Source organism: Pararhizobium sp. A13 (genome assembly GCF_040126305.1).
In the GTDB taxonomy this organism is placed as follows: Bacteria; Pseudomonadota; Alphaproteobacteria; order Rhizobiales; family Rhizobiaceae; genus Pararhizobium.
Genome location: NZ_CP149510.1, coordinates 1,733,865 through 1,752,936, shown reverse-complemented (window position 1 = coordinate 1,752,936; position 19,072 = coordinate 1,733,865). Strand labels below are relative to the sequence as shown.

Here is a 19,072-nt window from a genome sequence, read left to right as displayed (position 1 = left end):
GTTTGAGGCGAAGGCCAGCAGCGCAGTCGAGCCGTGCATGGCGGACCGGTAAGCCCTCAAGGTCGACATGATGTTCCGCGCCCTTGTCGCCGACCATTAAGGCCGTTCGGCTGCATGGTGCGCTCAAGTCGCAAAAACGGTAGTATGTTACTGTAACCTACATAGCAGCGGACAGTATTCAAGCGCGAGTGGCCACCATATCGGCAGCGCAAGAGCAACGTGCGGAGGATCAGGTATCGCTGATAGACGAAACGCGCTCGAGGGCGTAGGTTGCATCTGGGGGTTCAGAGACAAGCGGCATCCGTCGCGTCTCTGATGATGGGGAGAGGAGCATTTCATGCAGACCTCGTTGCCAGCGGAAAGCCATCAGTCGCAGCTTTCGGTGCTGCCACCTCCGTCCAATGACGAGATACGCATACAGCTTGACCGCATCCTGTCGAGCACGGAGTTTCCGAGCGCCGGACGCGGCGCGGCGTTCCTGAAATACATCACCGAGGAAGCTCTCGCTGGGCGCGCGGGGCGGCTCAAGGGATATTCGGTGGCCGTCGAAGTCTTCGATCGTAAGGAGACCTTCACCCAGGACGATCCCGTGGTGCGGATCGAGGCCGGGCGGCTGAGACGGTCGCTGGAGCGATACTATCTCATTGCCGGACAACACGACCCGATCAGGATCGACGTCCCCAAGGGCGGCTACGCACCCTCGTTTACATGGAGCTGTCCGGCGACGGCCGCGGCCGCTGATGGCTCACCCGGCGGCCCCCAGTCAGATGATCCCCTGCCCCATGGTGGGGTCGGCAACGGGCGCTGGCTCCTCGGCCGATGGCCACTCCTCGCAGGTCTCGCTGCCGTCGTTTGCATGGCTGCGCTCGCGTATTGGTCGGCTGGCCTGGTCGTGTCGAACGCCCAGCGGGAGGGCAACACGAGCATGCCCGACGAGCCGACGCTCCTGATCGCCCCGTTCGCTGACCTCGGCGACGGGCCCGAGGCAGCGCTCTACACGCTCGGACTGACAGAAGAGCTGCTCACGGCACTTCCACGGTTCAAGGAAATCAAGGTGTTCGGACGCGAGACCTCGAGATCCCTGCGCCCGGAGGTGGATGTCGCCGAGGTCCGCAGGGAAGTGGGGGCACGCTATCTGCTGGCGGGCGGCGTACGCGTCTCCGGAAGCCGGGTGCGGGTGACGGCCCGGCTTGTAGCGACCGCGGACGGGTCGATCCTCTGGTCGCAGACCTACGACGATGATCTGCGGACCCGCGAGCTGTTTACCATCCAGTCCGATGTTGCCAGCAAGGTCGCAGCGGCCGTGGCGCAGCCTTATGGTATTATTGCGCAGGCGGTGACTGTGAACCCTCCGCCAGATGACCTTGGCGTCTACGACTGCAAGGTGATCTTCTACGCCTACCGTGCGGAACTCAGCGTGGAACGGCATGCGAAGGCGCGCGACTGTCTGGAGAACGTCGTCGCACGATATCCCAGCTACGCAACCGCCTGGGGCATGCTCTCCATCGCCTATCTCGACGAAGACCGTTTCCGGTACAACATGCGGCCGGGATCGCCGCCGCCACTGGAGCGTGCGCTTTCGTCCGCCCGCCGCGCTGTCCAGCTCGATGCGGGCAACATCCGCGCGCTTCAAGCCCTGATGACGGCCTTGTTCTTCAACCAGCAACTGACCGAAGCCCTGCAGGTGGGCGAGCAGGCGCTGACCACCAACCCGAACGACACGGAGCTGATGGGCGAGTTCGGCACGCGGGTGGCGATGAGCGGCCAATGGAGGCGTGGCGCGGCCCTGCTCGACCAGGCTCTCGCGCTCAATCCTGGAGGCGCGGGCTACTATCACGGAACACGAGCGCTGGCCGCCTACATGCTCCACGACAACGAATCGGCAGTCGCGTTGATTCAGAAGGCGGATCTGCAGAAGTTCCCCCTGTACCATGCCGTGGCAGCCGCGATCTACGCCGAGGCAGGGATGATGGACGATGCGAAGCGGGAAGGCATGATGTTCATGAAGCTGCGCCCCGACTACATCCGCAACATCGTTCAGGAGCAGAAGATCCGCAACATCCAGCCGCGCGACAGCGTCCGCATGATCGCGTCCCTGCGCAAGGCAGGACTTCCCGTCCCCACCGAGGCGGAGGTCGAAGCCGAAATCTCTGTGTCCGGAGCATCGTATGGCCCGTAACGCTAAACGGCTTCCCACCCCTTTTCAGCAGGCGATTCTACGGTCGCTGACAGATAGAGCATACGAGAGGTTACGGGCGTCTGGTCGCATCCGGGTGTACTGTTTCGCCGGATGGCAGGCGTCGCCTGCCAGATGCCGTGCAACGGGAGGCATAGGTCGATGATCAGGACGTTTGTTGGAACCGCACTACCGTCCATGGCGCTCGCGCTGATGGTCGGACTCATGCCGCTATCGTCCGCCCGAGCGGGCGAGGACGAGGCGAAGACCCTTCTGAAGGCGATGTCAGACTACCTCGCCTCCCAGAAGGCGATCTCCTTCTCCTACGACACCAACCTGGAAGTCGTGACCAAGGACCATCAGAAGCTGCTGCTCGCCAGCTCCGGCAGGATCGAACTTGGGCGGCCCGACAAGCTGCGCGCCACCCGCTTCGGCGGGTTCGCCAATGTCGAGATGGTGTTCGACGGCAAGACCGTGACGCTGTTCGGCAAGGACGCCAACCTCTACACCCAGGCCGAGATCCCCGGCACGATCGATCATCTCGTCGACGAGATGCGGGACAAGCTCGGCAGGCCACTTCCCGGCGCGGACCTCCTTCTTCCGGACGTCTACGACAAGTTGATGGAGGACGTAACCGACGTGAAAGACCTCGGCAGCGGGGTGATCGGTGGAGTCGAATGCGACCACCTCGCCTTCCGGGCGAAGGAAGTCGACTGGCAGATCTGGATCGCACAGGGCGAACAGCCGCGTCCCTGCCGCTATGTGATCACCGCAATTAAGGTTGATCAGGGGCCGCAATACAGCATCCAGATCGGCGACTGGAAGACGGGCGTCGACGTCGCGGCGGAGGAATACACCTTCGTCAACAAGACCGATGCCAGGAAGGTAGACCTCAAGGACCTCGGCGACATCGACGAGCTTCCGGATCATCTCGCCATGGGAGCCAGCAAATGAACCTGAAGAGAAGATTGAAGACGGCATTTGTCGTCATCGCCCTGATGCTTCCGCTGCTCGATGTGGGAGAGCAAGTCTCGTTCCCCGGCTTGCACGGGTTCGTCGGAACCGCCGAAGCCAGGGTCGGGCGCCCGCTCACTCCCGTGAGTGTTGCGGGCGTGGCCCGGCGGACCGTGCGGCGCTGCGCCGTCGGGGTCTACTACTGCTAGGGTATCAACGGCCGAACATGGGGGGGAGTGCAGATCATTCGGAAGTACGTCCACAAATCCATATCACTCCTCTTGTTGTGCCTCGCGCCGTTCATGACCGCTGGATGCGGCGGCCATCCGAAGGCCGTGCTGACGCCTGTCGCGGATACAGTGCCCAATTCGGACCGGGTCAACATGCTGATCGCCACGACACGCAACCGCTCCGAAGTTCCCGGAGAGATGTTCACGGGCGAGCGCGCCCGCACCCCGGCTTTCGCCGACATTACCGTTTCGATCCCCGCCGTCAGAATGGTCGGCGAGGTCGCCTGGCCGAAGAAGCTGCCCTCAAACCCGGCAACCGACTTCGCAACCTTGAAGGCGGATGAAATTCCATTGGACGACGCCAAGACCTGGCTCAGCGCAACCGTCAGGAAAAGCCCCGACCGCAGCGTGCTCGTGTTCATTCATGGCTTCAACAACCGCTTCGAGGATTCCGTCTACCGCTTCGCGCAGATCGTCCACGATTCCGGTGTCCATAGCGCCCCCGTCCTTGTGACGTGGCCCTCGCGCGGCAGCCTGCTCGCCTATGGTTACGACCGTGAAAGCACCAACTACACGCGCAATGCCCTTGAGACGCTGTTCCAGTATCTCGCGAAGGACAAAGAGGTGAAGGAAGTCTCGATCCTCGCACACTCGATGGGGAACTGGCTGGCGCTGGAAGCGCTGCGCCAGATGGCGATCCGCAACGACGGCCTGCCAGCAAAGTTCAAGAACGTGATGCTGGCCGCCCCGGATGTGGATGTCGATGTATTTCGTTCGCAGATCGAGGACATGGGCAGTCAGCACCCGCGGTTCACGCTGTTCGTATCCCGCGACGACCGGGCCCTCGCCTTCTCCCGCCGGGTCTGGGGCGACATCCCGCGGCTGGGCTCCATCGATCCTGAGATGGACCCGTACAAGCAGGAGATGGCGGACAACAAGATCACCGTCATCGACCTCACCAAGGTCAAAGCGGGCGACGATCTGCATCACTCAAAATTCGCGGAATCGCCGGAGGTCGTGCAACTCATCGGAGCGCGCATCTCCGATGGTCAGACGCTGACGGACAGCAAGGTCGGCCTGGGCGACACGATCCTCGCTGGAACCACGGGGGCGGCCGCGGCGGCGGGCAGCGCAGCCGGGCTAATCCTCGCGGCCCCAATCGCCGTCGTCGACGCGGACACCCGCGACAACTACGCGAACCACGTCAGCGGCATGATGGGTCAGACGGCTGGCAAGCAGAAGATTGCGGCGAAGGATTGCGGCGCGCGGCAGGCCGGGTCTTCGCCGGATCACTGTGGCCCAACGATAAAATGAACGGCATTCAGACAACGAAAGGGGATACGACCATGACGAAATTCCTGAAACTAGCGTTCCCGGTGGTGGCAGTTTTGATATGCGGCTCGGTGCGGGCTGCCGATGTCTCGCCGCTGATGGCCCCGGATCTGCAGCCAGCCGAAGCCCAGGATGGCTGGACATTCTCGGTCGCCCCCTATTTCTGGATGGCAGGGATATCGGGGGACACGGCGCAGTTCGGGCTGCCGACCGTGCATATGGATGCCAACTTCGGAGACCTTCTCAGCAACCTTGACTTCGCGTTCATGGCGGCGGGCGAAGCCCGAAACGGCCGCTTCAGCGTCATCGGTGACGTGATCTACACGAAGCTCGGGGCTGATGCCAGCACCCCCCTGGGCATTCTCGCGACGGATGTGGACGTGACATCCGAGAGCTTTTCCGGCCTGCTGGGCGTGGGCTACGCGATCCTCGATGCGCCCGAGGGACATCTGGACGTTGTCGGCGGCGTCAAGCTCTGGTCGGTCGACACGACCATCAGGTTCAACGGCGGCCTGCTCGGCGGCACCGAGCATAGCGACAGCGCCACATGGGTGGACGGCATGGTCGGCCTGCGCGGGAAATACTCGTTTACCCCCGAAGTCTATCTGACCGGATGGGGTCTGGTCGGCGGCGGCGGGGCCGACATCGACTGGGATGTGGCGCTCGGCATCGGCTACGATTTCAACGACAGGATCTCCGCGATAGCCGGATACCGGGCGCTCGGGGTCGATTACAGCCACGACGGCTTCATCTTTGACACCGTCCAGCAGGGGCCGATCCTTGGTCTCGCGATAAAATTCTAACGGTCGCTAAAGGATCATCGAATGCCCTTCTTTTCTTTCCGGCAGACCATCTTTCAATTGGCACTGCTCACCGCTGCCACTCAGCTCCACGCCCAGGACTCCAGCGCCGAGCTGGCGAAGAAGCTCTCGAACCCGATCGCCTCGCTGATCAGCGTTCCGTTCCAGTTGAACTACGATCACGGCTACGGGCCGCTCGACGGCGACAAGACAACGCTCAACATCCAGCCCGTTATCCCCATCTCGCTCAACGAGGACTGGAACCTGATCTCGCGCACGATCTTGCCCGTCACATACCAGGACGACATTGCCGGGCCGTCCGGTTCGCAGTTCGGCCTCGGTGACGTCCTGCAGAGCTTCTTCCTCTCGCCTTCCAAACCGACGGAGAGTGGCCTTATCTGGGGCGCGGGTCCCGTCTTCCTGATCCCGACGGCGACCGACGACCTTCTGGGCGGTGAGAAATGGGGCGCGGGTCCGACGGTCGTCGCACTCAAGCAGGACGGCCCCTGGACCTACGGCGTGCTGGCGAACCACATCTGGTCTTTCGCAGGCAATGACGACAGACAGGACGTGAGCAGCACCTTCGTCCAGCCGTTCCTGTCATATACGACACCTGAGGCATGGACATTCGCGCTGAACACGGAATCCACATACAATTGGGAGGCCGATGAGTGGTCGGTTCCGATCAACCTGACGGTCTCCAAGCTTCTGACAATCGACAAGCAGCCGATTAGTTTGATGGCCGGGCTTCGATATTGGGCGGAGTCGCCGCAGAACGGCCCGGAAGGCCTGGGGCTTCGCGTAGCGCTCACATTCCTATTCCCGAAATGACAACGGCAGTGAATTGAGCCTCAAGATAGGTGTGCCTGTCGCGAGCGACGGGGGGCGTCAGCCTGCCACCTGAAAGTGAACCGATGCGATCTCTGCTCGTAGCCACGTTTCTGTTGGAGACCGTGTCCGGTGTGCATCCGCGCAGCCCGTCCCTGCCCCTCGAGACAAGATCGGTGATCTCGTGCGGCTTCTGAAGGACACTGAAGTTCGAGCATGGCTCGAAAGCCGGCCAACTGCGACCGAAGCCCAGGTTCCGTTGCCATCGGTCGGATCCGATGTCTCCAACTGGGAAGTGCGGACCCGCATCGAGCCGCTGACGATGAAGGGCGCGGAGGAGTTCGGCGACTACGGCATTGTCCTGAGTTTCGCCATGACCGTGGCCAGCAGGCGTATATCCGGCGCAAGGCGTACGCCATGATACGGGAAGCGTTCCGCCAGAACGGGATCGAGTTCGCGCAGCCGTCGGTGCAGGTCGGCGGCGACGACAAGGGTGGCGGGGCCGCGGCTGCCGCCTTGAGGGCGAAGGCGACTGCTGACGTGGCAGCGGACAGTTCGGCTCTGGAAGCGTATGTTACTGTAAAATACTCCCCTTGCCCCTGGATTTGGCCCAAGGTGACGTCAGACTTAGACAGAGGAAATCGGCATGGCACCGGACGCTGCCCTGAAACCCGAAGCTGACGCCGTGGACGGCCTGGTGTGGATACCCGGCCGAACCTTCACGATGGGCTCGGACAAGCACTATCCCGAAGAGGCTCCGGCTCATCGCGTGAAGGTCGACGGCTTCTGGATCGACATCACGCCCGTCACCAACCGCCAGTTCGCAGCGTTCGTGAAGGCGACCGGGCATGTCACGGTCGCGGAACGCGCTCCCCGTGCGGAGGACTATCCCGGAGCACTTCCGAAGATGCTGAGAGCGGGGTCGCTCGTTTTCACGCCGCCTAAAACCGTGGTCGGTCCTGACATCAGCCAGTGGTGGTCATTCAAGTTCGGCGCGGACTGGCGGCATCCCTACGGAGGGCGAAGCGACATCCGGGGAAAGCTGGACCATCCGGTCGTCCATGTCGCCTACAGCGACGCCAAGGCCTATGCCGAGTGGACAGGCAAGGATCTGCCGACGGAAGCCGAATGGGAGCTTGCGGCGCGCGGCGGCCTTGACGATGTCGAATTCGCCTGGGGCGATGAACTGAACCCGGATGGCAGGCTCATGGCCAACACATGGCAGGGCACGTTTCCGACGCTGACCACGAAAGCGGCGGGAGCGGACAGGACGTCACCCGTCGGCACGTACCCTGCAAACCGATACGGCATCTACGACATGATCGGCAACGTGTGGGAATGGACGTCTGACTTCTGGTCGACCCGCCATCCGGAACCGGCGGCAAAGTCCTGCTGCATTCCGCTGAACCCGCGTGGCGGCGCACGGGAGGCGAGCTTCGATCCAAATGAGCCGACGATCAAGATTCCCAGGCGTGTCCTGAAAGGCGGATCGCACCTGTGTGCGCCGAACTACTGCCGCCGCTATCGTCCAGCCGCCCGGCACGCTGAACCCGAAGACACATCGACCAGCCATGTCGGCTTCCGCTGCATAAGGCGAGCGTGACGGAGTGTAGTCGCTCCCCCGGAAGCAAGCTAGAAGGCCTCGAAATCACCGGCGGCTTCTGTCAGCGGCTGTGAATGGCCGTGCCGGAGCATGCCGTTGCCAAGCGATTTCTGCATGTCGGCAAGTTTGACGAGATTGAGGGCGGTCGTCACGTCCACCAGCCAGTGCTGCGGAATGGCTGCCGTCACCGTATCGATGAATTCGGCAAGACCGCGTGTCTTCTGAACGGCGAGATCGATCCCCTGCAGGACCTTAATACGGTCGGCTGAATCCAGAACGGCTTCGCCGTGGATATCGCTGAGCATCGGCTCGATCCGCTCAATCAGATAAGCCACGTCATAGAGCTCGGAGACGATGCGCATCATCACATCCGGGAGCGCCTCGTCGACGTGAGGCATATGGCTCTTCAATTCAGTCCGCATTACTCGCCCTCACGCTGCCAACAATTGCCGTACAGGATTTCCGCTGCCCAACGGCCCACGCCAAACATTTTGCCAAAGCCGCCCCAGGTGGAGACCCGAGGCCACTGCCCAGGCGCTAGAAAAACTCGATCCCGTTGTCGACCGGCTTCGGTGCAGGCCGCGGGCGCTGCTCCTGGACCACGGCCTTCTGCGCTTCCACGCCCGTCAGGGCATATTGGCGGGCGCGGCCACTGAGGGGCCAGTATTCGAGCTTGCGACCATGATCGCCGCCGGTGCTCTCACCGACCACCTGGATACCTTCGTCCATCAGAAACTGCCGGGCAAACAATGCATTCTGCTCGCCGACGTTGGAGAAGCGCGCGATCGTCTTCGCACCACCGAAAATCTTCGCTTCCAGCCGTTCTCGACGGGCGCCCTTCTTCAGGAGCCCGTTGATCAGCAGTTCCATCAGATGCACGCCATAACGCGTCGCATCGCCGCCTGAGGAGAGAGCATCTGCCGAGCCCGGCAGCAGGAAGTGGTTCATGCCACCGACACCCGCGACCGGGTCACGCATGCACGCCGCCACGCAGGAGCCGAGGATGGTCGAGAGCACGACGTCCGGATCGCTGACCACCTTCCATTCACCCTGAATGACATGCACACGTTTGGTCGCAGCATCCGTGATCATTTCAACGCCCCGAATACAGCCTCGATTGCAGCCTTCATCTTTTCGATGGTGAAGGGCTTTGCGAGTACGTTATTGGCACCAAGCGCCGCTGCCTTGGTTACCAGCGCGCGGTCGCCCTGGGCTGTCAGCATGATGAAGGCAGCCTTTTTCGTCGCCGGATTGTTCCGCACTGCCGCCAGAAGGCCAAGGCCATCCATCTTCGGCATGTTGAAATCGGAGATCACCAGGTGATGGGGCTGCGCGGCCATGATCTTGGCACCCTGTTCGCCGTCACCGGCAACCGTGATCTGCTTGAAACCAAGCTGCTGCAGCGCATCACCGAGCAGCAGGCGACTGGTGACCTGATCGTCAACGATCAGAACTTTGATTTTTTCCGCTAGGGACATTTTATTCGCTTCCTTCTCTTCGGGCGGCGGTGCTTTTCAATACTTCTTCCCCGATTGAGCTGAGGGGTAGTTGGGTTTCGACGGCGCCCAGTTCATAGGCAACCCTCGGCATTCCATACACGACACAGGTTTTTTCATTCTGACCGAATGTGCGGGCACCTGCGTGGCGCATTTTCAAAAGACCGGATGCGCCGTCGCGGCCCATTCCGGTCAGGATCACACCGACCGCGTTGCGACCTGCGAGCTCCGCGACGGAATCGAACAGCACATCGACGGACGGGCGATGGCCATTCACCGGTTCGCGGTCCAAGAGACGGCAGCAGGGTGACGAAGGATTGACGACCTGCAGATGGCGTTCGCCACCCGGTGCCAGATAGATTTTTCCGACCTCGAGCCTCGCGCCATCCGTCGCTTCCTGCACCGTTGGGGCGCAGAGGCGGTTCAAGCGCTCGGAAAAGCTCTTGGTGAAGGTGTGCGGCATGTGCTGCGTGATCACCGTCGGCGGGCAATTGGCCGGAAACTTCTGCAGAACCGCGATCAGCGCCTCGACGCCACCGGTGGACGAACCGATCGCGACAATTTTCCTGCCGGCACGGTATTCCGAAGCGGCATTGGCGTTGGCGGCGCTGGGCGCGGCGGCCTTGTTGCCGGTGATGATGTACTTGCGCTGGGAACGCGCCGCCGCCTTCACCTTGTCGGCAAGATCGCTGAAAGGACGGGGATCGCCCGGAAGCGGCTTTCCGACGCAGTCGAAGGCACCGATTTCGAGAGCGGCGATCGTCGCCTCCGCACCCTTGTGCGTCAGCGTCGAGACCATGATCACCGGCATCGGACGCAACCGCATGATTTTCTCGAGGAATTCCAGCCCGTTCATATTGGGCATCTCGATGTCGAGTGTGATGACATCCGGGTCGAGATCCTTGATCGCCTGGCGCGCCTGCATCGCGTCTGCGGCCTGGCCGATAACCTCGACCTCGGGATCGCTGCTCAGGATACGGGTGATCAGCCCGCGCATGGTGGCGGAATCATCGACAACAAGAACGCGTGCTGCACTCATGAGCGTCCTCCATGACCCTTGCCGGTGTAGCGGTAGGTGGTGATGCCGATATTGTCGAAGACAGACTTCGCATCACCGGAAACACGCTCGGAATGACCGATATAGAGATGCCCCTTGGGGGTGAGCATGCCGGCAAAGCGCGACCAGATTTTCATCTGGGTCGGTTCATCGAAATAGATGACGACGTTGCGGCAGAAGATGACGTCGAACTGCCCCTTGAACGGCCACTGCGCCATCAGGTTCAGTTCGTTGAAGGTGATGAGCCGCTTGACACGATCATCAACCTGCCACTTCTGACGGCCGTTGACAGCGGTTTCCGAGAACCACTGCTTGCGCATCGCGGGACTGACGGTCTCGAGCGCGGTCGCGTCATAGGCACCGGCCCGGGCGAGTGCCAGGATCTTGGGGTCGATATCGGTCGCGAGAATGCGGAAATCGTAGTCCGCCGCGTTCGGCATCATCGACAGGACCGTCAACGCGATCGAATAGGGCTCCTGCCCATCGGAGCAGGCCGCCGACCAAATGCGCACCCGGCCGCCATTCTTCGCGCGGTTCAGAAGCTCCGGCAGAACGTCCGACTTCAAGTGTTCGAAATGATGGTTCTCACGGAAGAAGCGGGTGAAGTTGGTGGTCAGGTGCGAGAGCATATCGCGCCTCTCGGCGGCACCGGCCGGCGAAGAGACGAGCTGGCAATATTCCCGGAACCCCTTCAGGCCGAGATTGCGGATGTGCTTCGACAGGCGCGAATAGACGAGCGAGGCCTTGGATTCGTTCAGGTAGATGCCGGCGTCGGCATAGATCATCGCAGCAATCTCGGCGAGGTCGCGGCGCGTCAGCGGATATTCGCCGCTCGCCAGGCACTCGTCCGGGGGTAGTCTGCTGTCAAAGGCGGCCGGCATGTTCATGCAGCTTCACTTTCGGTCTGAGGGAAGACGGCTTCCAGTTCGATCAGGCAGATCATGCGGCCTTCGATCGCCAGAACGCCGCGGGCAAAGGTCCGTACGAACTCGGACGACATGTCGGGGGTCGGTTGAATATCCTCGTCCTTGATCGTCAGAATGTCAGAGACCGCCTCGACGAGGAGACCCACGACCTTGTTCTTGACCTGCGTCACGATGATGACATGGCGCACGGTCGGTTCGGCCGGCTTCATTCCAAGCCGCGCCGACAGATCGATGATCGGCAGCACCGCGCCGCGCAGATTGATCACGCCGAGCACGTATTGCGGCGCATGCGGCATGGGTGTCGCCGGTGTCCAGCCGCGGATTTCCCGCACGGACATGACATTGACGCAGAATTCCTGATTCCCAATGCGGAACGCGATGAGCTCGCGCCCTCCATTCGTCAGATTTTTTGCGAGATACGTCATTGGCCTTACCCAGCAGCAGCAAGCGATGTTTCGAGGTGGAGGGGCTGGCCGCGCGACGCCGAGACAACGGCATCGACGTCCAGGATGAGAGCAACGCGGCCGTCACCGAGAATGGTGGCAGCAGCGATGCCCGGCACATGCGTGTAGTTGGCTTCCAAGCTCTTGATGACGACCTGTCGCTGGCCCTGGATGGCATCGACCATCAGGGCGCGCTGGCCGCCACCTTCGGATTCCACCAGAAGGGCGACGCCTTCCACCGGATTGGCCTGTGTCGCACGGAAGTTCAGGATACGGCCGACATCGACCAGCGGGCAGAAGGAGTTGCGGATGGAGATCAACCGCTGCGTTGCACCGAAGGAGTGGATCGCCGCAGCATCCGGCTGCAGGGTCTCGACAATCGCCGTCAGCGGCACCACCAGCGTCTGGCCGGCAACCGTGACGACCATGCCGTCGAGGACGGCGAGCGTCAGCGGCAGGCTCATGGTGAAGACCGAACCCTGACCCGGCTTCGACGAGATGTTGATGCGGCCGCCGAGCGCCTGGATGGAGCGCTTGACCACGTCCATGCCGACGCCACGGCCGGAAAGGTCGGAGACCTTGTCGGCGGTCGAGAAACCAGCATGGAAGATCAGATTGTCGATTTCCTCGTCGGACAGGTTGGCATCCGCCGCGATCAGGTCGTTGTCGATCGCCTTCTGGCGCACTTTCTCGCGGTTGATGCCGGCACCGTCATCGGACAGTTCGATGACGATGCGGCCGGAGCGATGCTTGGCGGTGAGCTTCACCGTACCTTCGGCGCTCTTGCCGGCGGCAAGGCGCTTTTCCGGCATTTCGAGGCCGTGGTCGACGGCGTTGCGGATCATATGCGTGAGCGGCTCGGCCAGCTTGTCGATGACCGTCTTGTCGACTTCGGTGTTTTCACCCTCGGTGACGAGGCGAACCGACTTACCGGTGATATCGGCAATTTCGCGGACCGTGCGGGCCATGCGCTGGAAGACCGGCTTCACCGGTTGCGCGCGGATCGCCATGACCGAGTCCTGGATTTCCCGCGTCAACTGCTGGAGTTCTTCGAGGCCCATGTTGATCGAGGAAACGCCGTTGCTGTCGTTCTCGATGACGCTCTGCGACAGCATCGCCTGGTTGATGACGAGCTCGCCGACGAGGTTGATCAGGCGATCAACGCGGTCGAGATCGACGCGGATCGTCGGAGCAGCGGCGGACGAGGCCTGCTGAGCATTGTTCTGGGCAGCGGCGGCAGCAGCGGCCGCCCCCTTGTCGGCGGCAGCGGCTCGCGATGCACTGCCGGCCATCTGGACGACATTGGATGCGGTTTGGGCGGCTGCGACCGCTTCCTGGGCGGCTGCGATCTGTTCCTCTTCCTCGACAACGCCCAGCGGCGCGTGAGGCTCTTCGTCGAGCGCCGAGAGATCGAACGGAACCGGCTGCATCGGCAGGTCGCCGCCGATAGCTTCCGCGCCTTCGCCCGTTTCGACCGCCAAGACGTCGAGTTCGCAATCCCACTCGGCGAATTCGAAGACGGAGCGAACCGCATCTTCGCCCTTGTCGGTCTTGATCGACACCTTCCAGGAGAAATAAGCGGCTTCCGGGTCCATCTGATCAAGCGGTGGGAGGCTGTCCATGTTGCAGTGGATGCTCATCTCGCCGAGGCGGGAGAGATCACGCAGGAGCAGGGCAGCTTCGTTGCCCTTGGTGTAGAGTTCCGACTTCGGCTTGAAGACCACCTCATAGGCCGGGTGTTCGATCACCGCTTCTTCTTCGCCACCGAAATCGTCAAAGGAGAAAGCAACAGGGACAAAGCCCTGGTCATTTGGCGCAGCGACCGCGGCGACAGCTGCCGGCTTCGGTGCCGGTGCGGCCTTGGGTGCAGCGGCGGCCCTTGGTGCCGGAGCCTCGGCGGTTGCGGCAGCCGGCGGCGCTTCGCCCTTGGCAAGCGCCTCGAGCTCCCGGATCAGCTGTGCCGAACGGGCCTGATCGACGCTGCCGCCGTCGCGGGCAACATTGGTCAAATCGGCCAGAACGTCAGCCGATTTCAGCATTACCTTCAGGACTTCCTGGGTCGGTTCCAGCTTGTTGGAACGAACGCAATCAAGCGTGGTCTCAAACACGTGCGCGAAAGAGACAAGATCATCCAGTCCGAAAGCTCCGGCACCACCCTTAATGGAGTGCACCGCGCGGAAAACCGCGTTCACCGTTTCCGGATCACGGTCGCCGTCATTGAGCCGCAGGAGACCGGATTCCAGTTCAGCGAGCTGCTCCTCGCACTCCTGGAAGAAAATCTCTTTGATTTCGTTCATATCCATGGGTGGAATCCTGGCGTTAGGCTGTTACGCGCTCGATGGCATCGATCAGTTTGGTCGGATCGAACGGCTTGACGATCCAGCCGGTCGCGCCTGCCTGGCGGGCGCGGTTCTTCTTTTCCGCATCGCTTTCCGTCGTCAGGACGAGGATCGGGATCGCCCGGTACTTCTCGTTCTTGCGCACGCCTTCGATAAAGCCGAAACCGTCGAGACGCGGCATGTTGATGTCGGTGACGATAACGTCGGGATTGGCATCCTCGAGAACTTCGAGACCCTCGATGCCGTCCTCCGCCTGGATCGTCTCAAAACCGGCATTGTTCAGCGTGACCAGAAGCATGTTCCGGATGGTCCTGGAATCGTCGACTGTGAGAACTTTCTTTTTCATGTCTCAAATCTCCTTTGCCATCAGGTGATCAATGTTCACCCCGATGAGCTGCGTCGTTTTCGTGAATGCATCCGACACCTTGGAGAAGGCGAAGGCGTGTTTATCCTCTTCCCAGCTTTTCGCTCCGGCCATCAGCACCTGAACGCAGAGCGCCCCGACGCGCTCCACCGCGGAAGCATCGATGACGAGATTGTTGCCGCGCAAACCCATCAGCTTGCTGTGCAGAGCGTTGGCCTCGTTCAGATCGAGGATCGGCGCGAGACTTAAACTTTTCGGAGCGGCCTTCCTGGTTGCCATCTCTACTTTCCTTGTCTGACTGGGAGTAATTTACACGGATGGTTCAACGGATTTTCCGCACGGCCGTTCGCGCGGACGCGCCGGAATTCGAAGATCGCCGAGGCAGGCTGGCTGTGTTTGCGGCGATACGGCATCAGCGCCCCCATCCGGCAAGACGGCCCTGAAGGCCGTAACCGTCGTCGAAACTCTCGTTTGCCTCGTCGGCCACGTCCTGCCGCGCGACCGCGGGCGGGGCTGCAGCAGGTGACGAAGCCACCATCGGCTCCTGCCGCTGAACATGGAACTGGCGGATCGTCTGGCCGAGTTCGAGGATCACCGTATGAAGGTCGTCGCACGTCGCCTTTGCGCCGGCAGCCTGCCCTGCACTGACGCCGATCTCCGTACCAATACGGCCGAGCTCGGATGTCGCCGACTGCAGGCCGGAGACCTGTTCTGCGGTTTCGTCTGCGATGCCTGCGATGGCGTCGTTGATATCGCGGACCTGCTCGACGATGCTGCTGATTGCGTCCTGTGTGCGACCGACCCGCTCGACGCCGGCCTCGACCTGCGATTTTGTATTCGAGACCAGCTGCTTGATTTCACGAGCCGCGTCGCCGGAGCGCTGCGCCAATGCCCGGACTTCCTGCGCCACCACCGCAAAACCACGGCCGCTTTCGCCGGCGCGCGCCGCCTCGATGCCGGCGTTGAGTGCCAAAAGGTTGGTCTGGAAGGCGATCTCGTCGATGACGCCGATGATCTGGCCGATCTTTTCGGCGGAAGCCTCTATATCGGCCATGGCAGAAATCGCCTGACCGGCGATCTCGCCGCTATGTTCGGCGGACTGCCGGGTAACGGCAACGCTCTTTTCAGCCGCGCGCGTCTGGGCGGCATTCAGTTTGACGCGATCGACGATGGCAGCAAGCGAGGCCACTGTGTCTCCGAGCGCTTGGGACTGCTCCTGCGCCTTTACAGCGAACTGGCCGGTTTGGCCGGCAAGCGCCTGCGACGAGGATTCCATCGTGGTCGCCTGATCCGACAGTCCGATAACCTGTCGCTGCAGGACGTCGAGCGCGCCGTTCAGTTCCTGTGCCAGCGGCTGGTAGGCGCCGGAAACCTCGGTCGGCGTGCGAACTGAAAGATCGCCCCGGCCAAGCGCCTGGGCCACATCGCTGAAGAGGGCAAGCGCTTCGGCTTCACCCGCCTTGCGCTGCTCGGCAAGCTGGCGCTGGTGGCTGTGGCGCTGTTCGTTGAAGCGCAGGGAAACGGCGATTTCGGTATCGACGAAGACGGTGCGCACCAGGGCGGCGACCAGGTCGTTCAGTTCCTGCCTGCGCGACTTGCCGAGCGGCAGAACGGATTTCGGCCACAACTCCTCGATCATCGAGCAGATCAGGCGTTCAAGGACAATCGCATGGCCGGCGATCTGCCAGCGTGGATCGAGCCCCATCTTGCTCTCGGCATCGGACAAGACCTTGACCCGCTCGGCATAGAGGCTGTCGAAACGGGCGTCGGTCAGCACGCTCCAATGCGAGGACTGGAGATCATGCAGCCGGTCGATCTGGCGATCGCTGGTGAAATGACGGGCGGCCTCGGGGAAGGTTTGCAGACGCTGGAAGAGATCGCGTAACGCCAGCTCGACCTGGGCGCCGAGGGATTGACGGTTCCTGCGCAAGACGTCGGTCTGGCCGTCGTCGAGCCCGGCAAACCGCAAGCGCTCGAGCAGACTGCCTGCCTGCGCCTTCCTGGTCTGATCTGGCGACGTATCCTGCCTCAACGCTGTTCCCCGGTCCGGTGCGCAACTCTGGAAAACCGGCGCGGCTTTCAGAGGGTATTTCCTAGAATTCGAACTGTTGCAGTGCCTCCCACATGCCTTGACGGCGCGCGGTGCCTTTCATGCCAACGGATAAACTGAAGGGGCGATGCCCAAGCGTGCCGACTTGCAAGATGCGCGTGGAGACGGCGGCGACGCCATCTGGCCACGGCATTCGACCGCTTCGTTCCCAAGAGGTATCCGGTGAAATGCATACCGGATCAGAACCGGTTCGTCGGTACGGCATCATGCCTTGTCGGGAAGTAGAGTTTCCCACTCCGACGTGTACGACCATGTTTATGGTTAATTCCTTGCTTGAAGGTTAACGGTTGATACTCCCCTTCGGCTTTCGCTAAAATTAGCCCCATATTGCCGCAACCAGCCGCAACCGCATGCGGGCCGGGGGTTTGCACGCAATCAAGAAACAACAGGTTCTGAATGGTAAAACTTGAGAGTTGATCTTGCGGGCACCGCTCGTTAACTACTGCCTATTCTGACCGGCGCAAGCCATGGGCAAGCACAGCCGGCCACGTTGAAGCGACATCATGAGGATGACGTAGAAGGAACGAGCAATGATTGTTCTTGGACTGAGTGCTACGCTGATTGCCACGCTGACGCTGGCAGCGATCTCCATGCTCCTCAATATCGAAGAAGACCGCAAGTCAATGAATTCGCGGGTCTTTTAAGAATTTCTTCGAAATCTTCTCACGCGCTGTAGTTCTCACGCCTGACGTTGCTGCACGTTTGGCCGTCTCTTCTCACGCTATCTCGGACCGCCCGGCCTCAGCCCGCCATTTTTCGGCATAGGCCTTGTAGCGTTCGGGCACACTTCCCCTAAATTGCTCCGCATGCAACCGCGCCCGGCTGCCATCCGCAAGACAGGCCGCTCCAAGGCTTGTGCCGGTGGCGCTTTGGCTGCCGGTCAGCACGGGTCTTCCTGTCGCCGCGCTCAGCATCCGCAGATAGGTCGGGTTCGCCGCAAACGGTCCCTCAACGACGATCTCCCCTTCAGCGCCGATCAGATCGAGGCACGTCGCACTCATCATCGCCAGATAGAAGGACACGACGGCGAAACGCTCCGCCCCCGTCAATGCATCCTCTTCGCAAGTCCATCGCGCCTTTGCCTGCGGGAAAGGTCCCGAGCCTTCCGGCACGGCCGGCAGCAGCATGCACTGGCGGGCCGCCATTTCCGCTTCTATGTCCTCGGAAACGGTGATCGCCCGGTCATGGATCAAGGTCGCAAAGGCACGGCCGCCCATGAACCGCGCCGAAGGCACGGGATCACCGAGCGCATTGACGTTGATCAACGTATCACGCGCCTCGTCCAGCGCCATCTTCCTCGCGCCCATCGCCATGATCACCACCCAGGTTCCGGTGGAGACGACGGCGAAAGGCGCTGGTCGCGTCAGGACATGGGGTAGCAGCGAGGCGTTGGAATCGTGGATACCGCAGAAGACCGGCAAACCTGCCGGCAGGCCGCTGTCCTTCGCAGCCCGCGGTGTCAGTCCGCCCAGAAGATCGCTTGCCCGGCGCACGGGCGCAAACAGCGGCCGCCAGCCGCGGGCATCGACCATCGTCGAAAAATCGCCGGCATAGGGCTTCCACAGGTCGGTGTGGCAGCCAAGCGAGGTCAACTCCGTGGAGAGTACGCCGCTCAGCCTGTAGGACCAGTATTGCGCATAGGTGAGGATCGTTGCGACATTGGCAAACAGCTCCGGGAACGTCTGTTCCTGCCAGTAGATCTGTGCGCCGATATTCAGCCCCATCGGCAGCCGCGTCGTGCCGGTCTCGGCAAAGGGCGGTCGCAGCTTGTCGTAGTCTGCTGCCAGCGTATCCGGTCCGGTAAATTCGTAGTCGAGCAGCGGCAGCGCCAGATCGCCATTCTTGTCGAGCAGCACGGCCGTTGCCCCGTGAGTGGTCACGGAGATGGCGTCAATCGGCGTTTCAGCATTGAGCACGGCAAGGCTATCGACGATGAACCGCCACAGGCGCTCGACGTCGAAATGCGGATAGAGGCCATCGACAGTCACGCCATTGGCAGTCTTGCGCACGGCCGTCTCCTCGAAACGGTCGAGATCGACAAGGGCGACCTTGGCATTCGTCTTGCCTATGTCGATGACGGCGATGGTTTTCATGGCATTACTTCATATGAAAGACGGTGACCAGCGGAACGGCGACCGGCTCGTTGTCCGCTTTCGTCTCCATGATGTCCGCCATATAGGCCCACCACTTCTGCATCACCGGATGCTCGGGCAGATCGGCCATGGTGTGATCGTCGCGCCGCCAGAGGACGCCGAACAGGAGATTGGTCTCCTCGTCGAGGTGGATGGAATAATCCGACACGCCGGCCGACGTCAGAAGCTCCGACAGTTCCGGCCATATGGAGTCGTGGCGGGCCTTGTACTCCTCGGCCATGCCCGGATTGAGCCGCATGCGAAAGGCGTATTTTTCCATGG

Annotated in this window: 19 protein-coding genes and 1 pseudogene; 8 read left to right on the top strand and 12 right to left on the bottom strand. The window is 61.8% G+C overall.

From position 1 onward, the window contains the following. The first annotated feature begins 337 nt into the window (after positions 1 to 337). The 8 genes and pseudogenes from WI754_RS08445 (at position 338) to WI754_RS08410 (ending at position 7,923) form a co-directional block, all read left to right on the top strand. Positions 338 to 2,179: an adenylate cyclase gene (locus WI754_RS08445; protein ID WP_349437241.1), complete on the top strand. Its 1,842-nt coding sequence runs from the start codon at positions 338 to 340 to the stop codon at positions 2,177 to 2,179. 159 nt (positions 2,180 to 2,338) lie between these two features. Next, complete coding sequence (locus WI754_RS08440; protein ID WP_349437240.1) at positions 2,339 to 3,130, top strand: DUF2092 domain-containing protein; 792 nt, start codon at positions 2,339 to 2,341, stop codon at positions 3,128 to 3,130. Continuing rightward, positions 3,127 to 3,339 (top strand): hypothetical protein, encoded by a 213-nt coding sequence (locus tag WI754_RS08435; protein WP_349437239.1) that lies wholly within the window; start codon positions 3,127 to 3,129, stop codon positions 3,337 to 3,339. The genes WI754_RS08440 and WI754_RS08435 overlap by 4 nt, the downstream gene beginning before the upstream one ends. Positions 3,340 to 3,432: 93 nt before the next feature. Further along, positions 3,433 to 4,674 (top strand): alpha/beta hydrolase, encoded by a 1,242-nt coding sequence (locus tag WI754_RS08430; RefSeq protein ID WP_349437238.1) that lies wholly within the window; start codon positions 3,433 to 3,435, stop codon positions 4,672 to 4,674. Positions 4,675 to 4,706: 32 nt separating this feature from the next. After that, positions 4,707 to 5,495, top strand: a complete 789-nt coding sequence (locus WI754_RS08425; RefSeq protein WP_349437237.1) for a hypothetical protein — start codon at positions 4,707 to 4,709, stop codon at positions 5,493 to 5,495. 21 nt (positions 5,496 to 5,516) lie between these two features. Beyond that, positions 5,517 to 6,323 carry a transporter gene (locus WI754_RS08420; protein WP_349437236.1) on the top strand — a complete coding sequence of 269 codons (807 nt, stop codon included), beginning with the start codon at positions 5,517 to 5,519 and terminating at the stop codon, positions 6,321 to 6,323. Between the two features lie 265 nt (positions 6,324 to 6,588). Next, positions 6,589 to 6,845: pseudogene (locus tag WI754_RS08415) on the top strand (mechanosensitive ion channel family protein); the annotation flags it as partial. Between the two features lie 121 nt (positions 6,846 to 6,966). Continuing rightward, a complete protein-coding gene (locus WI754_RS08410) occupies positions 6,967 to 7,923 on the top strand; it encodes a formylglycine-generating enzyme family protein (protein WP_349437235.1) in 957 nt (318 codons plus the stop codon). Positions 7,924 to 7,952: 29 nt separating this feature from the next. Here WI754_RS08410 and WI754_RS08405 read toward each other — a convergent pair whose 3' ends face one another. From WI754_RS08405 to rhaM, 12 genes are all read right to left on the bottom strand, one after another. Next, positions 7,953 to 8,345: a hypothetical protein gene (locus WI754_RS08405; protein WP_349437234.1), complete on the bottom strand. Its 393-nt coding sequence runs from the start codon at positions 8,343 to 8,345 to the stop codon at positions 7,953 to 7,955. Positions 8,346 to 8,460: 115 nt separating this feature from the next. Beyond that, entirely contained in the window at positions 8,461 to 9,015 is a 555-nt protein-coding gene (gene cheD, locus WI754_RS08400; RefSeq protein ID WP_037119754.1) for a chemoreceptor glutamine deamidase CheD, read from the bottom strand. Next, complete coding sequence (locus tag WI754_RS08395) at positions 9,012 to 9,401, bottom strand: response regulator (RefSeq protein ID WP_037105534.1); 390 nt, start codon at positions 9,399 to 9,401, stop codon at positions 9,012 to 9,014. Before WI754_RS08395 ends, cheD begins: the two co-directional genes overlap by 4 nt. A gap of 1 nt (position 9,402) precedes the next feature. Then, the gene (gene cheB, locus WI754_RS08390; RefSeq protein WP_349437232.1) at positions 9,403 to 10,458 is read right to left on the bottom strand and encodes a protein-glutamate O-methylesterase CheB; all 1,056 of its coding nucleotides are present in this window, start codon (positions 10,456 to 10,458) and stop codon (positions 9,403 to 9,405) included. Then, positions 10,455 to 11,363 (bottom strand): protein-glutamate O-methyltransferase CheR, encoded by a 909-nt coding sequence (gene cheR, locus WI754_RS08385; RefSeq protein WP_349437231.1) that lies wholly within the window; start codon positions 11,361 to 11,363, stop codon positions 10,455 to 10,457. Before cheR ends, cheB begins: the two co-directional genes overlap by 4 nt. Continuing rightward, positions 11,360 to 11,827 (bottom strand): chemotaxis protein CheW, encoded by a 468-nt coding sequence (locus tag WI754_RS08380; protein ID WP_349437230.1) that lies wholly within the window; start codon positions 11,825 to 11,827, stop codon positions 11,360 to 11,362. The genes cheR and WI754_RS08380 overlap by 4 nt, the downstream gene beginning before the upstream one ends. A gap of 5 nt (positions 11,828 to 11,832) precedes the next feature. After that, positions 11,833 to 14,148 carry a chemotaxis protein CheA gene (locus tag WI754_RS08375; RefSeq protein ID WP_349437229.1) on the bottom strand — a complete coding sequence of 772 codons (2,316 nt, stop codon included), beginning with the start codon at positions 14,146 to 14,148 and terminating at the stop codon, positions 11,833 to 11,835. Between the two features lie 16 nt (positions 14,149 to 14,164). Further along, complete coding sequence (gene cheY1 / locus WI754_RS08370) at positions 14,165 to 14,530, bottom strand: chemotaxis response regulator CheY1 (protein WP_037156535.1); 366 nt, start codon at positions 14,528 to 14,530, stop codon at positions 14,165 to 14,167. A 3-nt stretch (positions 14,531 to 14,533) separates the two neighbouring features. After that, entirely contained in the window at positions 14,534 to 14,827 is a 294-nt protein-coding gene (locus WI754_RS08365) for an STAS domain-containing protein (RefSeq protein ID WP_349437228.1), read from the bottom strand. Between the two features lie 133 nt (positions 14,828 to 14,960). Further along, complete coding sequence (locus WI754_RS08360) at positions 14,961 to 16,580, bottom strand: globin-coupled sensor protein (protein WP_349437227.1); 1,620 nt, start codon at positions 16,578 to 16,580, stop codon at positions 14,961 to 14,963. 794 nt (positions 16,581 to 17,374) lie between these two features. Next, positions 17,375 to 18,751 carry an FGGY-family carbohydrate kinase gene (locus tag WI754_RS08355; RefSeq protein ID WP_349437226.1) on the bottom strand — a complete coding sequence of 459 codons (1,377 nt, stop codon included), beginning with the start codon at positions 18,749 to 18,751 and terminating at the stop codon, positions 17,375 to 17,377. Positions 18,752 to 18,755: 4 nt separating this feature from the next. Further along, the gene (gene rhaM / locus WI754_RS08350; protein WP_349437225.1) at positions 18,756 to 19,070 is read right to left on the bottom strand and encodes an L-rhamnose mutarotase; all 315 of its coding nucleotides are present in this window, start codon (positions 19,068 to 19,070) and stop codon (positions 18,756 to 18,758) included. Positions 19,071 to 19,072 lie beyond the last annotated feature (2 nt).